Source organism: Listeria kieliensis (assembly GCF_003369925.1).
GTDB classification, from domain to species: Bacteria; Bacillota; Bacilli; order Lactobacillales; family Listeriaceae; genus Listeria; species Listeria kieliensis_A.
The window spans coordinates 718,186-734,259 of record NZ_LARY01000002.1; the positions used below are offsets into that span (position 1 = coordinate 718,186).

The 16,074-nt window shown below is 40.2% G+C and carries 15 protein-coding genes; all 15 read right to left on the reverse strand.

Annotated elements, in window-relative coordinates; translation table 11 throughout:
• Nucleotides 1-133 precede the first annotated feature (133 nt).
• Nucleotides 134-2,458: a hypothetical protein gene (locus UR08_RS09310; RefSeq protein ID WP_115753373.1), complete on the reverse strand. Its 2,325-nt coding sequence runs from the start codon at nt 2,456-2,458 to the stop codon at nt 134-136.
• A gap of 309 nt (nt 2,459-2,767) precedes the next feature.
• Nucleotides 2,768-3,727: a ribose-phosphate diphosphokinase gene (locus tag UR08_RS09315; RefSeq protein WP_115753374.1), complete on the reverse strand. Its 960-nt coding sequence runs from the start codon at nt 3,725-3,727 to the stop codon at nt 2,768-2,770.
• A 73-nt stretch (nt 3,728-3,800) separates the two neighbouring features.
• Nucleotides 3,801-5,180: a bifunctional UDP-N-acetylglucosamine diphosphorylase/glucosamine-1-phosphate N-acetyltransferase GlmU gene (gene glmU, locus UR08_RS09320; protein WP_115753375.1), complete on the reverse strand. Its 1,380-nt coding sequence runs from the start codon at nt 5,178-5,180 to the stop codon at nt 3,801-3,803.
• Between the two features lie 357 nt (nt 5,181-5,537).
• Nucleotides 5,538-5,843 carry a septation regulator SpoVG gene (gene spoVG, locus UR08_RS09325; protein WP_115753376.1) on the reverse strand — a complete coding sequence of 102 codons (306 nt, stop codon included), beginning with the start codon at nt 5,841-5,843 and terminating at the stop codon, nt 5,538-5,540.
• 128 nt (nt 5,844-5,971) lie between these two features.
• Complete coding sequence (spoVG, locus tag UR08_RS09330; RefSeq protein WP_115753377.1) at nt 5,972-6,277, reverse strand: septation regulator SpoVG; 306 nt, start codon at nt 6,275-6,277, stop codon at nt 5,972-5,974.
• Nucleotides 6,278-6,992: 715 nt separating this feature from the next.
• Nucleotides 6,993-8,204, reverse strand: a complete 1,212-nt coding sequence (locus UR08_RS09335; protein WP_115753378.1) for an ABC transporter permease — start codon at nt 8,202-8,204, stop codon at nt 6,993-6,995.
• Complete coding sequence (locus tag UR08_RS09340; RefSeq protein ID WP_115753379.1) at nt 8,201-8,887, reverse strand: ABC transporter ATP-binding protein; 687 nt, start codon at nt 8,885-8,887, stop codon at nt 8,201-8,203. The genes UR08_RS09335 and UR08_RS09340 overlap by 4 nt, the downstream gene beginning before the upstream one ends.
• 29 nt (nt 8,888-8,916) lie before the next feature.
• A complete protein-coding gene (locus UR08_RS09345; protein WP_115753380.1) occupies nt 8,917-9,603 on the reverse strand; it encodes an efflux RND transporter periplasmic adaptor subunit in 687 nt (228 codons plus the stop codon).
• A 122-nt stretch (nt 9,604-9,725) separates the two neighbouring features.
• Nucleotides 9,726-10,547 (reverse strand): pur operon repressor, encoded by an 822-nt coding sequence (gene purR / locus UR08_RS09350; RefSeq protein ID WP_115753381.1) that lies wholly within the window; start codon nt 10,545-10,547, stop codon nt 9,726-9,728.
• Between the two features lie 179 nt (nt 10,548-10,726).
• Nucleotides 10,727-11,596 carry a 4-(cytidine 5'-diphospho)-2-C-methyl-D-erythritol kinase gene (gene ispE / locus UR08_RS09355; RefSeq protein WP_115753382.1) on the reverse strand — a complete coding sequence of 290 codons (870 nt, stop codon included), beginning with the start codon at nt 11,594-11,596 and terminating at the stop codon, nt 10,727-10,729.
• Nucleotides 11,597-11,732: 136 nt separating this feature from the next.
• The gene (gene veg, locus UR08_RS09360; protein WP_115753383.1) at nt 11,733-11,990 is read right to left on the reverse strand and encodes a biofilm formation stimulator Veg; all 258 of its coding nucleotides are present in this window, start codon (nt 11,988-11,990) and stop codon (nt 11,733-11,735) included.
• Nucleotides 11,991-12,099: 109 nt separating this feature from the next.
• Complete coding sequence (gene rsmA / locus UR08_RS09365) at nt 12,100-12,984, reverse strand: 16S rRNA (adenine(1518)-N(6)/adenine(1519)-N(6))-dimethyltransferase RsmA (protein WP_115753384.1); 885 nt, start codon at nt 12,982-12,984, stop codon at nt 12,100-12,102.
• Nucleotides 12,977-13,552, reverse strand: a complete 576-nt coding sequence (rnmV, locus tag UR08_RS09370) for a ribonuclease M5 (RefSeq protein ID WP_115753385.1) — start codon at nt 13,550-13,552, stop codon at nt 12,977-12,979. The genes rsmA and rnmV overlap by 8 nt, the downstream gene beginning before the upstream one ends.
• A 102-nt stretch (nt 13,553-13,654) precedes the next feature.
• Nucleotides 13,655-14,896: a G5 and 3D domain-containing protein gene (locus UR08_RS09375; RefSeq protein WP_115753386.1), complete on the reverse strand. Its 1,242-nt coding sequence runs from the start codon at nt 14,894-14,896 to the stop codon at nt 13,655-13,657.
• Between the two features lie 297 nt (nt 14,897-15,193).
• On the reverse strand, nt 15,194-15,958 hold the full coding sequence (locus UR08_RS09380) for a TatD family hydrolase (RefSeq protein WP_115753387.1): 765 nt from the start codon (nt 15,956-15,958) through the stop codon (nt 15,194-15,196).
• Nucleotides 15,959-16,074 lie beyond the last annotated feature (116 nt).

Sequence of the window (16,074 nt, forward strand, 5' to 3'; positions counted from 1 at the left end):
GAACTTATCTTTAACATAAAAAAATCCTGACAAAACAGATACTAATTTTATTAGCATCCGTTTTATCAGGAATAAATTATTTTTGTCACAATTACTGTGCTTTTATATTTATAAATTCATGTGTTCTTAAGAATTATGCAGGCACATCACGCAAACTCCAAATTACTACCCCTTGATATTTTTCGCGCAAAGCTTCTCCTTGTTTAATTTCTAAAATCAAACCGTGTTTTTCATTCCAATCCCCAGAAACATTGAACGGTTCTTTTCTCCCTGTATAGCCACCACCTACCACAGGCTGGTACTGATTTGAGAGAGGTATCTTTGCATCATCTGTTAGGTAAAAAAGTTGGCCTAGCGGCTTTTTGTGAACCAAACCTGTTAAAGGCTTGCTAACTCTAACCCCTAGTTCCCATTTCCCCAAAAATCGTGTATCCTGAACAGCTAAATCATTTACTGTTTCTTTTACTGGCACATCTACTAGAGCTGGCCCAATTTGCACAGTTCCAAAATCAATGCTCTTCGGTGCACTTTCAAAGCTCAAACTCCCCGTTTCAACTTCAACTGGTACTGTAATAACGCCCTGTACATGAGTAAGTTCGCTTTCAATAACTACGTCAACAGTTGTACTTCCAAGTGTTTCAAATTTTTCTTTTTGTTTAATCCCGATAACTTTAATCTTGTCTTGTGGTAAGATACTTTTTAAATCAGTCACTAAATCGGATGGGTCTAACTCTTCTGGACTCGAGTGTAGAGAAACCACTTGAGGAACAGGCGTAGCTGTTGGAGCCGGCATTTTGACCAGCGTTTCACCTTTCACTTTCAAATCTGGTTGATCACTGTTTACCGCTTCAATCGGAATATGGAAAAAGCCATCAGGTTGAAATGTATCAATCAAATCAGGTGCATCTGTATTTAAATCAAAGCTCCCTGTTATAGATAGCTCATTATTTTTAAGTTGAGACATGGTGGACTTTGTGAATTCCGCATGGAATGTATTAGTCTCAGCATCAAATGTTTTACTTGATGTTACCGCTTTTTTGCTACTATCTACTACCCGAATAGCGTATAATTGATTATTCTTCACCAAATCTCCCATATTAAAATCAACCGAAAACGAATCAGGATACATCGCAGCATTTTGAGTGATCAATGATTGCCCAATATTAAATTCAGCTTTAACAGTTTTTTCATTTTTCATTGGTTCAATAGTAGGCGCTGTATAGGGCAACATAAGAACTAAATCATTACTATTGGACGAAAATAGTCTTTGATAGTATAAAAAGTCTTCATGGTCCTTAAATGGTACTAGCTTCCCGTCGTTATCTCTCAAGCTACCAGAAACACGTAAATGTTGAGATGCGTTATAAAGGATATTATAATCCATTTTCGACCTTTCTCGGCTCACAAATTGATAACTGTTACCCATAGGATCTAAAAAGGATTCACCAGCTCCTGTTATGGTAGCATCCCTAGCGAGAATATTATTAACAGCCGATTTGTCTGAGATCTGCGTTATAACGTTTCGATTCGCTCCATCACTTAAAGTTGAAATTCTAAGTTGCATTGGAAGTAAAATAGTAATCCCAGGATCTTTAATTTCATTTCCATTCCCATCCTCCAGCCAAATTTCAACAGAAAATTCTACTGGATCCAATATCGCTGACATAGTCATCGGAAAATTCGAGAAAGTATCTAGAGACATATTAGGAAGGAGGGTCTTAATCGCTAATACACATGGTTCTCCGTTATGAAACCCTACATTATTAACTTTTAAAACCGTACCGACAGGAAATCTATTAAATGTCTGCGGAAATGGTGGAGGACCTCCATTTACAGTTATATCTTTTGCTGCAGAAATACTTCCATAGTGAATAAGTGGTATGATTTCTCTTGATTTTTGAACTTCTTTCCCCGATACATATTGCCCTTTGGCATCCATAATTGTACCATAAGGTGATTTATCAGGAGGAGTGAGCCCCTCTAGCATGGAATAAGCTGCGCGATTAGAAAAAGGGGGATTCTCAGCATGTTTTTCTTCTTTTTGAACGACAATAGAAACGCTATTGGAAGTATTATTAGCATCATCAACCGCTTGCAGAGAGACCGTTTTAGGTTTTGAAGAAGTGAAACCTAGAACAACTTTATGTTCTTGATTCTTCTTCCATTCTATGATTAGCTGGTGATTTACAGAATCATTTGTTATCGTTGCATTACCTTGTTTTAACTCTTGATAAGCCAGACCTTCAGTGATCGGGACATATACTTTCTCTAAACTATTCGTTTTATCTTGTATAGTAATTTCAAATGGCGAATTCACTGCCACTTTCCCGACATTTGAAGAAATTAGCAATGAATCAGATTGATCCTTCTCAGCAAAAACATGAGAAAAACTCAATATGAACACACCAATCGCAAACAAACCTATACAACCAATTAATACATCTAACCATTTCTTCATGAACTTCGTCTCCCCCTACTTTCTAATGCTATCCACAATCACAATAAAAATCACATATTGTCGTATATTTACCATTTTAACTCAAAATAACTAAGATATTACTGGAACTTTGTTTCATTCACACCCTAACATTTTGACTTTTATGTGAAATAATAATTTTTCAACCTGAAAGTTGTAGTTTATCCCAACTCAAACTCTCTTTTTACAATCACATAAAAACTGTTTTTTCATAAAACAATGAGCCCTTCCCTAACAAAAAAGGCTGTGAACCAAGTTTAAAACTTGGTTCACAGCCCTAAAAACTGCTTTTTATTCAAACAAAGAACTTACCGATTCATTTTCATGAACGCGAACAATTGCTTCACCTAACAGTGGCGCAACTGAAAGTTGTTCCATTTTATCAATCCATTTATCTTCTGGCATTGCAATTGAATTTGTTACAACCAATTTCTCGATTGGAGAATTACTGATTCGTTCCATTGCTGGGCCTGAAAGTACGGGATGCGTACAAGAAGCGAAAACACGTGTTGCGCCACTTTCTCGAAGCGCATTAGCCGCAAGTGTAATCGTTCCTGCTGTATCGATGATATCATCAATTAAGATACAAACTTTGCCTTCTACATTCCCAACAATATTCATCACTTCCGCCACATTTGGACGTGGACGACGTTTATCAATAATCGCAATCGGCGCTTTCAAACGGTCTGCCATTTTGCGTGCACGTGTTACGCCACCATGGTCTGGTGAAACGACCACGATATCTTCACTTGATAGCCCAAGATTGCTGAAATAATCACTTAATAAGCGAACAGCATTCAAATGGTCAATCGGAATATCGAAGAATCCTTGGATTTGCGGAGCATGCATATCAAGCGTGATCATTCTTGTCGCCCCAGCCGTTTCAATTAAATTGGCTACGAGTTTAGCTGTAATGGGTTCACGACTTCTCGCTTTACGGTCTTGACGTGCATAACCATAATAAGGCATAACAATATTGATCGTTGCTGCCGAAGCTCGTTTTAATGCGTCAATCATGATGAGTAGCTCCATCAGATTTTGGTTGACAGGATAACTCGTTGATTGAACTACATAAACGTGACAGCCACGGATACTTTCCTCGATATTGATTTGAATTTCACCATCGCTGAAATGCGTAACACTTGATTTCCCTAGTTCGATCCCAACTTCTTTCGCAATTTCTTCCGCTAACGCACGATTCGAGTTTAGTGCAAAAATTTTCAACTTTGGATCAAAATAATCGTTTGACATAATCAGCCTCCACTAATTTATAAAATGATAAATGAATTTATTCTCTCGGCTAGAAACCGGGACTCCCTTTTCCTTACTTATCGTGCTTTGCGCGAATTTTTTTCACATAGCCTGCTTTATTCACTTGGCGCGCTCTTCCTATCGCAAGTGCATCTTCTGGCACGTCATCTGTAATTGTAGATCCTGCCGCAATATACGTATTATCCGCTATCTCAACTGGCGCAACGAGATTCGAATTGCATCCCACAAATACATTGTCGCCAATTTTTGTCTTAAACTTATTAAACCCATCATAGTTCACCGAGATCGTTCCACAGCCAACATTGACATTCTTGCCAACCTCGGCATCGCCCATATAAATGAAATGAGGCAATTTCGTACCTTCTCCGATCACCGCTTTTTTCGTCTCTACATAGTTCCCAATTTTCACGCCCGTTTTAATTTCCGAACCTGGACGAAGGTGAGCAAACGGCCCAATTGTAACATCATCTTCCACTTTGCTATCCTCAATTTCAGAACTACGCACGTGTACACGGTCGCCAATTTCAGCATTATCAAAAACAGAGCCATTCGAAATCACACAGTCACATCCGACTTTCGTCTTCCCACGTAGCGTGACATTAGCTTCAATCACCGTATCCTGCCCAATTTCAACGTCTACATCAATATATGTGCTTGCTGGATCAATGAGCGTTACGCCATTTCGCATGTGCCGTTCATTGATTCTGTGACGCATCAAGCGCGCAGCTTCAGCAAGTGCCACACGATCATTCACGCCAAGCGATTCTTCAAAATTAGCCATCCGATAAGCGGCAACGACTTCATCTTCATCTTTTAGAATCTTAATAACATCCGGCAAATAGTATTCACCTTGCGCATTATCATTCGACACCTTCGAGAGCGCATTAAATAACGCGCGGTTATCAAAGCAATAAGTTCCTGTATTGATCTCCTGCACGCGTTGCTCTTTTTCCGTTGCATCTTTTTGCTCGACGATCTTTTCAACAATACCAAGATCATCACGAATAATCCGACCATAACCAGTTGGATTATCAAGCGTCGTTGTTAAAATTGTTGCTTTAGCACGTTTTTCACTGTGGTACTTAACTAGCGCACCAATCGTATCACTTTCAATTAATGGCGTATCCCCACAAACCACAATCGTCGTGCCATCTAAATTTGCAAGCAGTTCCTCAGCTTGTAAAACAGCATGAGCTGTACCTAGTTGTTCTTCTTGTTTGACGAATTCACTTTTTCCTTCTAGATGCGTACGAACGTCTTCTGCACCATGGCCTACAATTGTTACGATTTTATCAACATTTAAACGTCTAATTTGATCCACTACATGTTCAACCATTGGCTTACCACATACTGGGTGCAAAACTTTATAAAGTTTCGATTTCATTCGCGTTCCTTGACCTGCCGCCAAAACAACAGCATACTGTTTTGTCATCTTTCAGAACCCCCAATTATCACTAATCTACCACTATGAATCATACCGTAAAATCACGTTTTTTTCAAGAAACCCCAGAATGGTTCTTATTCACGCAAAAAAGCCTTCCTATTCACGGAAAGCACAGTCAATTTGTTTTTGTCCTTGTTCGCTGCTTTGTAAAAAATTGAAATTTCGTTTTGGTTTTCTCTAAAGAAGTTTTTGTATCCTTCAATTTCTTTTTCTGGAGCATTTGCAACATCAGAACCTCATTTCAACAATTTCCTCCATTATAACATAGCCACCCAGCTAAAAAAAGAGCGAAACCAAAAAGGACTATCGCCAAAAAGGCGATAGTCCTAGCATTTGATCATCATATTATTCAGCAGATTCTGGATCAGATTCCTCTGACGCAGCATTTGCTTCTTCTTCACCAACACGTTCGTATTCTGCAAGAACTACATCTTGAATTTTACCACGTGTATCCGAATTAATTGGATGTGCAATATCACGGAATTCCCCATCAACACCGCGTTTGCTTGGCATTGCTACAAAAAGACCGTTGTTTCCGTCAATCACACGAATATCGTGTACGACAAACTCCTCATCTAATGTGATTGAAGCAATTGCTCTCATTCTTCCGTCAGTTTCCACTCGACGAAGTCTAACATCTGTTACTTGCATTCTCTCGTCACTCCTTATCCCTAATGCCCTTAGCCAAAGATGCGGTTTGCGATTTTTCTTTCGGTAACAGATTTAATCCCCTCTCTGTTCCATATCTCGCCGCATTTCCTTTAAATAAGGGGATTTCTTTATTCTGCCGCAGCTTCTTCACTTTCAGAGCTTCCATCAACTGCAACTGGTTCTTCTGCTACGTCATAAGCAGCAATAACTGCTTCCTGAATTTTCGCACGCGTATCCGAGTTAATTGGATGCGCAATGTCACGGAATTCCCCATCAGGAGTCCGCTTGCTTGGCATCGCTACAAAAAGCCCATCATTTCCATCGATGACACGAATATCATGTACAACGAATTCTCCGTCAATTGTGATTGAAGAAATAGCTTTCATTCTTCCATCTGTCAATACTTTACGTAATCTCACATCTGTAATTTCCATTTTCTTCACCACCTTAAGTCTAGTTGCTCAGCTTTTCAACCTAGCTGTCTGTGCAACAAAATTAGTCTTGATTTACAGAAAACAGAGATTCATACTTTCTCACCAGGCACCTCGTTTTCTATATTCATATGATAATAAAAAAAGATGAATTTGACAACTTTGTGAACTCTAAGTTTTTTCATCACTTTCATATCCTTAAACCATTGACAAAAAGTGATTGTTTTTTAATTGTTTTAAATTGTTCAACTAGATATTGAATTTTCTTGTAATCCTTTTGGATCAGTTATTTCAATGACTGAGTTTTTATAAAATTCATTTCTTACCATTAGCTTTCAAAAGATAAATTTGATAAAAACTGTGCACAATAAAAATTTATTTTTTTGCAGTGCTGAAAAGAAAAACTTTACAAAATAGCATTCAAAATTTTTGCGTATTTTTTCACAATATCACAAAAGAATCTTTCGAAAACGTTGTCAAAAAGCCATTTTCTTTTAATTCACACTTTGAAGGTAAGAATTAAAGTGTAGATTTTTAGTTCTTATGTAACAAAATTGTTAAAATTGAATGACAAGACACTTGTATATAATATATATTACGTTTTTCGAACAAAAACCAAGTTTTTATATTCTTATGTGATCCCCTTTCTTCTACATTCACATAAAAACATGCTTTAAATAAAGAGTCATACGTTTATTTAAAGCATGTTCATTGATTCTTATTCGGATCGAAGTGCGTCAATCGGACGAAGTTTAGATGCTTTATTCGCAGGTGCAAGCCCAAAGATGATGCCGATACATAGTGAAAAGACAAAGGAGAAAATAATGGTGCCTGCGGTCACACCAGATGGAATATCTGCTACATTCCCAAAGATAAGCGCACCACTTACTCCAATGATGATGCCGATAATGCCTCCAACAACGCTGATAACAACAGATTCAATTAAAAATTGTGTAAGGATATCACGTTTTTTTGCACCAAGCGCTTTACGGATACCTATCTCGCGGGTTCGCTCGCTCACAGAGACAAGCATGATGTTCATGATGCCAATTCCGCCGACGATAAGGGAAATGGCCGCGATTGCCCCTAAAGCCGTCGTAAGGGTGCCGCTGATCGTATTAAAGGCACTTAGGATTTCTTGTTGGTTGATGACTTGATACGGCTGTTCAAGCCCGGTATCGGATGCCGGCTTGGATTTGTCGTCGGTATCTTGATTGAATTTAATGGATAAGCGCGATTCTAAGGTGCTCACCACAAAATCGACGTCTTCGGCTGTCTTAGCTTCTACATAGATGGTGCGGACATTTGCATCCTTAAGCAAGCGCTGTGCCGCCATGATCGGGATGAAGACTTGGTCGTCGCTTGAGCCCATCATGGATGCGCCTTTTTCTTTAAGAACACCAACCACTTTATATGGCAGCCCGTTTAAGCGGATCGTTTTCCCAACCGGGTTAGCAAAACCAAAAAGGTCTTTAGCAACTGTCGGGCCAATCACCGCCACTTTTTGACCGTATTCAATATCAATCGGTAAAAGGAAGCGCCCGTTTTCTAGCTCAAGGCTTCTCGCTCCTTTGTACTGGTCGTTTGTTCCGATGACTTTTAAGTTTTTCGACTGGTAATCATTGGTCGCTGTTGCTTGGCCAGAAAGTTCGGGTGACACGCTTTTCACGCCGTCAATCGACTGATATTTCATCGCTTCATCATAGCTGAATTTATCGTTTGGATTGGTTGAATTATTCATGACGGTCACAAGATTGGAACCTAAGCTTCCCATTTGTTCGTTCACTTTTTGAGTTACGCCATTTCCTAAAGAAACAAGGAGAATGACGGAAGCCACTCCAATGATAATCCCAAGCATAGTCAAGAAGGAACGCAATTTGCTTGAGCGAAGTTGTTTAAATGCCATTTTCATGCTTTGAAGTGCGCTCAATTTGCCACCTCCTCATGATAAAGCCGTCCGTCTTGGATGCGGATGCTACGCGTGCCATATTTTGCTAACTCAAGATCATGCGTAATCATTACAATAGTGTTTCCGGCTTTGTTTAAGTCTTTCAGGATGCTCATCACTTCTTTGCCGGTTTTGGAGTCAAGCGCGCCAGTTGGTTCGTCGGCTAATAAAATGGACGGGTTCGCGGATAACGCGCGCGCTATCGCCACACGCTGCTGCTGCCCTCCTGATAGTTGTGTTGGCAAGTTATTTTTCTTGTCTGAAAGGCCAACTTTCCCAAGGGAATCAAGTGCGATTTTTTCTCGCTTCGATAAGCTGTAACCTCCATAAATAAGCGGCAATTCCACATTTTCAAGTGCCGATAGTTTCGTAAGCAAGTTAAATTGCTGAAAAATAAAGCCGATTTTTTTATTACGGATCTCGGAAAGTTTATTATCATTTAGTTCGTAAACGTCCACGCCATCAAGATGATAACTGCCTTCATCTGGAACATCTAAACAGCCGATCATATTCATCAAAGTGGATTTTCCCGATCCGGATGGTCCGACAATGGAGAGAAAATCACCTTCATTTACTGAAAGGGAAACATCATCAAGCGCTTTAAAGGTTTCGTCGCCTAAAGTATAGGTTTTCGTGATATTTTTCATTTCAATCAGCGGATTCATACGTGATCCCTCCTTCCTTTTTTCAGTCATTAAAATCCAGACTCTTGTGTGTTTGACTTGTTGGAAGGCAGGATAACTTTATCCCCTTTAGAAAGACCTTTTGTGATTTCAATATTATCTTCGTTATGCAAGCCAGTTGTAACAATTTTCTTTTCTTTTTTCACTTTTCCGTTTTTATCTTTTTTCGGTAACATTACATAGTAACGGTTATCATCATCTTTTTGAACGGCTTCAATTGGCAAGTAAACTGCATTTGCTTTTTCTTGCACGAGAATTGATGCGTCTGCTGTCATCCCTGCTTTCAGTCCGTCTGTTTGGTCAAGCGAAATAATCACTGGGAATGAAGATACGCCATTTTGCACTTGTCCTTGCTCCGCAATTTGCTTCACTTTTCCTTTAAAGGTTTTATCAGGAAGCGCCGTCACATTAACGGTTACTTCTTGGTCTACTTTAACATTCGGAATATCAAGCTCGTCCATTTGTACTTGAAGTTCTAGCTCATCATAATTAGGGACTGCTTTATTCGCCGCTACGATAACCCCCGTTGCAGTTGCGTCAATTTTCATCTCGCCTTGTTTCACTTTTGTTTCGACTCCATCACTTTTCGAACTATTTGTTGCAGCATCTTTATTATCCTTATTTAAAAAGGTAATGACGACTCCTGCAATAACAATGATAACCACGATTGCGATCAACCATTTGACCCACTTTTTCATACTGTTTCCTCCTACTCGAATCTAGAATTACATAACCCATATTTTACCATAATTAGAAGCATTTGAACGTGCGGCGCTAGACTGAATTTCATAAAAAAAGAAAGCTGCTGTGGCAGCTTTCTTTATTCGGCTGAAAAGTAGTTACCTTCAACCACTTCAATTTGTCGTTCTTTCACATTTACATTTTTGATCTTAACGAGCGAAACGTAGTCATCAACGAGGCGTTCCTCCGCATATTCCGACTCGACTAAGACACCAATTCCGACAAGCGTCGCCTTAAATTCATCCAAAAGATTTTTCATTCCATTAATGGTTCCGCCCGCTTTCATGAAATCATCCACAATCACAACGCGCGATCCTTCTGGTAAACTCCGTTTCGAAAGCTCCATTTTTTCAATGCGCTTGCTAGAACCGGAAACGTAATTAATGCTTACTGTCGAACCTTCTGTTACTTTGCTGTCACGTCTCACGATCACAAACGGCACGCTTAAATGTTCTGCCACTGCTTGCGCGATCGGAATCCCTTTTGTGGCAACGGTCATAATCGCATCAATCGGTTTATCGTTAAATTTCGTCGCTAAAATTTTGCCGATCGCTTTCAGTGTAACTGGCTCTCCAAGCAAATCAGATAAGTATAAATAGCCGCCAGGAAGCAAACGATCCGGCTCTGCAATTCGGTTGCAAAGCGTCTGGATAAAATCAAGCACATCTGCATTATCAGCTTTTGAAATATAACGCACGCCACCAGCTGCTCCTGGAACCGTCTCAAGCGTGCCAATGCCACGATCTTCGAATGTTTTCTTGATGATGACTAAATCCTCACTAATAGATGATTTAGCGGAACCGTAGCGTCCTGCAAACATCGTAAGCGGGATCAGTTTTCGTGGATGTGCCAGCAAAAACTGCGTCATATCAATTAACCGTTCACTGCGCCGAACTTTCATTGTCTCTCTCCCTCTTCAAAATCCGCATAATTTTAAAAAAATTATATGTTTTGTCCGTATTTTCTTCATTATAAAACGACTTCGTAGAATTGACAACTACCAAGAAGTATTTTCAGGGATTTTCATAGTTTTTTATTGATTTACTACATAAAAAAAGCGCCACCCCAAATGGCGTCGCGCTATTTGTTTATCCCTTCATCATTCCAGGGTCTCACCATATAAACTTCTGAGCAAAAACCACGTAAGCCATTATATACTCGCTTAGCACGTGAATATTGCTTTACGATAGCAAACACTGTTGGTCCGCTTCCGCTCATCATCGCTGCGTCTGCACCAAATTCAAGCATTTTTTGCTTCAGCTGTTTAACTTTTGGATTCTTTTCAAGCGTGACACTCTCAAGCACGTTTCCCATTGAATCACAGATTGCATCTAAATCTCCCGCTTCAATACCTGCAAGCATTCGTTTGGTATCTGGATGCTCGACTTCGTCCAATTTAAGTTCTTTATAAACAGACGGCGTTGAGATGCTGATACTCGGCTTGGCTAGGATGATCCAGCAGCTAGGCATCATCGGTAGCTTTTGAATAACTTCACCACGACCAGTCGCAAACGCGGTGCCCCCGTAAAGACAGAAAGCAATATCCGATCCGATTCTTGCGCTAAGTTCTGCCAGTTCTTCAAGCGAAAGTCCAAGTTTCCAAAGTTCATTCAACCCTTTAAGCGCTGCAGCGGCATCCGTGCTTCCTCCGGCCAGTCCCGCCGAAACCGGGATTTGCTTATCAAGCGTTATTCGCGCTCCCATCCTCACGTTATATTTTTCTTTTAAAAGAAGGGCAGCTTGATAAACAAGGTTACGGTGGTCATTCGGAATAAAATGTGCCCGCACGTCAAGAATGATTTCATCACTCGAAATGAGTTCGAGCTCCAAGCGGTCGGCAAGGTCAATTGTTGTCATTACCATTTCCACTTCATGATAGCCATCTTCACGCTTATATAGAGCGTCCAAAGATAAATTAATTTTAGCCGGCGCCTTTAAATCTATTTTCATTCTATCTGCCTCCGTCAGTCCTCTAAAATCTCTTTGTATATTCTATCATAAGCCGAAAGAAATATGTAGCTTGATTTGATTTTCTTCCACAAAAAAAAGCTGATCCTTTTTTCGAAAGGATCAGCTCGCTTATTTCTTATAAAGCTAGTTCTTTTTTATCGTCAGTAAATACCAGTTCCACAGCATCAGTTAGAATATCCGTATAACTATAAGATACTCTTTCAAAATTGTTTTCATCTTGATCAAGTTCAACGATGAATACGGATGGATAAGTTTCCGCTAAAACGCCGCAGCGTTCAATCGTTTTTTTGCGTCCACCGTGTGCTTTCAAAGTTAGTGCTTTTCCTAGTCTAGCATCTAGACCTTGCTTAATACTTGCAATGGTTTTTGGCATTATCTCCACCTCACTATTTACTAGTATAACATAAACAGCAGTGAAAATCAATAAGATAATATTTTATCAGGGATAGCAAGCCATGTCAACAAAGAAATCCCATTTTGAGCTATTTTTTTAGAATTTCCGCCAATTCGGCAGCAACTGCTGCAAATTCTGGAATCGAAAGGGTTTCACCACGTCGTTTTAAATCGATCCCAATTTTCGCAAGCCGGTCTTCCGTTTCTTGCCGCTTCGCTTTTAATTCAGGATATTTTTGCGCTAAATTATTCCACAACGTCTTCCGCCGGTTCACAAACGATGCTCGCACCACTTCGAAAAAGAAAGTTTCATCTTCCACGTGAACAAGCGGCTCTTCTCTACGCACAAGGTGAATGATGGCAGAATCCACATTCGGCTTTGGCATAAAGACGTTTTTCGGGACGATAAAAGCTAGACTCGCTTCCATGTAATATTGAATCGCAATCGTCAAGCTGCCATAACTCTTCGTTCCCGGCACCGCGCTAATCCGTTCTGCTACTTCTTTTTGCAGCATAAACGTCATCGAGTTAACAGGGATTTCCGAATGAAGTAAATTTAAAATAATGGGTGTTGTAACGTAATAAGGCAAATTAGCCACGATTTTAAGCGGAGCTTCTGGATCCGCAAATTGTTGCGCAATCACTTCTTCCACATTCGCTTTTAAAATGTCCGCGTGCTCAATATGCACGTTTGAATAAGGGGAAAGCGTATCCGCAAGAATAGGCAGTAAGCGCTGATCGATTTCAAACGCCACCACTTCTTTCGCTTCCCTCGCCAAATGTTCAGTCAGCGCCCCGATTCCCGGACCAATTTCAATAACATTCGTCTCTTTCGTAAGACCCGCCGTTTCCGTAATTCGCCGTAAAATATTCGGATCGATCAAAAAATTTTGCCCCAAACTCTTCTTAAACAAAAAACCGTATTTCTTTAATATCTCCGCCGTACGTCCGGGCGTTGCAATATCTTTACTCATTTCTCTCCTCCTGAAAAACTACGCCAAGCGCGTCTTCAAATTCCTGAGCCGTAATTTCGAACAAATTTAATCGAGCTTCAAGCTGCTTTCCGTTTGCATAGCCAATCCTCAGCTCTTCGCCAAGCAATTCACGCCGTCTTTTAGCCCCGTCGCCAAATAGCAGGCCGGCTTCAATCAGCCTCTCGCGCGTTACAAGCGGGGTCTCCGCTCTTTTTATGCGACTTGTATGGAAACGTTCCAAAGCAGCACGAATCGCCTCAGGGGAAGCATGCTCAACGCCAATCCCTCTTCCAAATTTTGGTAAGGCATCTTTTTTCTTAATGAAGGCATGTTTGCATCCAGGCACTTGCGCTTCAATCGTCTTGCGGATTTTCTCTCCCGGAAAGTCAGGGTCCGTCAAAATGATGACGCCACGTTTTTCATTCGCGTGACGAATCTGCTCAATCGTTTCTTCATTGATCGCCGAACCGTTCGTTTCAATCGTATCCGCTTCTACAGCCCGATTGATCGCTGTGGTATCATCGCGCCCCTCAACGACAATCACTTCTTTTATGACCGGTTTTTCCATCTCAAAACGTCCTTTTCTAAAATCAGTAAGCTTATCATATCATAAGCCAAAAGAAAAAGCGAAGCCCGATTAGTCAGCCTCGCTCTTTATCCATGTTTTTAATTAGAGAACCGTAACGGTCACCGTCCGGCGTCCCCAGCTTATGCAAGCTGCGTTACTCGGGAAGTAAACATCCACGATATTCCCTTTAATCGCACCGCCAGTATCCCCAGCGATTGCTTCACCGTATCCAGAAACGTAAACGCGTGAACCGAGTGGAATAACACTTGGATCTACAGCAACTACTTTCATCCCTGGATTCGCAGACAAGTTAATGCCTGTTGCCGTCACGCCACCACCTGTATAAGCCGTGGACTGCATCGTGAACGTTCTACCGCCACTTGGTGTGCTACTGCTACTTGATGCTGAACTTGCTTGCTCAGGTGGTGCTGCTACAGCTTTCTTACCCGAATTTTTGTGGCTAACTGCCGCTACTTGAATTTGTTTCGTACCACGCGCTACCACTTTATTTTTACTATCTGTTAGAAGAGATTCGCCTACGCGTTTGCGGGATTTCTCTTTGCCATTTTCAAAAACAACTTCATATTTGACTTTCTTCGTACCGTGTTTTCCATCCGAAAGAAGTTTTGTTTCTCCTTTTTCCAAGCTGGAATCCTCTTTATACACAGTGTCAAAAGCAATCTTTTCATTTTTTTCTTCCGTCTTTTTATCAACATATGTAACACAAACTGTCATGTTTTCTTTTAAGTCAGCGTCTTTTTCAGGTGATACGCGATCATCTTTTCCTAGCTTGATATTTTTTTCATCAAGTAGATCTTGAACACTGCTTTTTGTTGACCAGACGTTTTCTTTTTTCTCCCCATTTTGAAGCGATAGTGCAATCGCTCGGTTAATGTTTACGTTCATGCCATCTTTAACTTTTGCATCAAGCGCAACGTTAACAGCATCTTGTGGACGCGTTGTAATGTTTTCGTCCTTTAAAACGTCACCAACCGTTTTTTTCGTACTCCACACTTTTTCTTTGTTGCCGTTATCTATGATAGTAAGCTGGTTTGCTTTCGTGTAATCGATTTTCATGCCATCTTTGATTTTCGTGTTTTTCGCAGGAGACACTGCGTCATGTGCGGAAAGTTTAATTCCTGACTCATCTAATGCTTCTCCCACTGTTTTGGCATGTGTTTTTGCTTCGATTTTTTCACCAGCGTTATTAATAATGATATCGTTTTTAGTTCCTTCGAAAACGAAATAAAAAACCAATGATACTACAATAACAAATCCTGCGATCATAAGCGGTAATTTCCATTTTGATGATCGAACAGAGTTACTGCTGTTTTCCATGGTCATATATTTCTCCCCTTTCTACTCGCTAGTGATTATATACGGGGGACTAAAGAACTGTCAATTTTTGTGAAGTTTTTTGCATATTTTTATTGATAACGCCTGAAAACCTTGTAATATCAAGCATATAAAAGGTATTTTTTCTAACATTTTTTAAATGTAACAGAAATATTTCAAACAACTACGACTCGAGACTTAGGCATAAAATCGTGTGGTTTAGACCAAACTCTACTTTTTGTATCCAAAAAGCTTAAGAATAGGTTACAGAGTACTCCTTTTATTACAGTTCCATGACAATGCAAATTATAAGCGAAACAGTTTATTTGCGTTATTCATTGATAGGCGGGCGATTTCCTCATATTCAAGCTCTTTTAATTCCGCTATTTTTTCGGCAACCAACTTGACAAAAGCTGGTTCATTTCGTTTCCCGCGATTAGGATGCGGCGCAAGATACGGGGCATCTGTTTCAATCAAAAACTTATCGAGCGGCACTTTTTCGGCTGCTAATTTAGGTAATTTAGCATTTTTAAATGTAACAGTTCCGCCGAATGAAATATAAAAGTTCAGCGCCAGACATTCTTCCATTACTTCGACCGTTTCACCAAAGCAGTGCATGATGCCACCCACTTCTTCAGCGTGTTCTTCTCGCAAAATGCGTACCACGTCTTCTGTTGCTTCACGATTATGAATGACGATGGGTAAATCTACTTCTTTTGCTAGGCGAATTTGCTTACGAAATACCTCGAATTGGACTTCTTTAGGCGACGTATCCCAGTGATAATCTAAGCCCATTTCCCCAAGCGCAACCATCTTAGGATGCTTTGTAAGTTCACGAAGCCAGTCGAGATCTTGATCTGTAAAATCAATGGCATCTGTTGGATGCCAGCCGAGGATCAAATAAATAAAATCGTATTTTTCTGCTAGCTCAAGCGCCCGTTCAATTGTTTCTTTATTAAAACCAACCACCGCCATTTTAGAAACATCATTTTCTTTGGCACGAAGAATGACATCTTCCAAATCGTCACGGAAAGCTTCATCATTTAAGTGGACATGCGTATCAAAAAGCATTTTCTTCCCTCCAAAATTTCATTTCCTTCTATTATACTATTTAAAATTCACTTCGAAAACTTTCTGCTTTCATGAAAAAATCCTCATTGCGCGAAAACGCGCAATGAGGATCACTC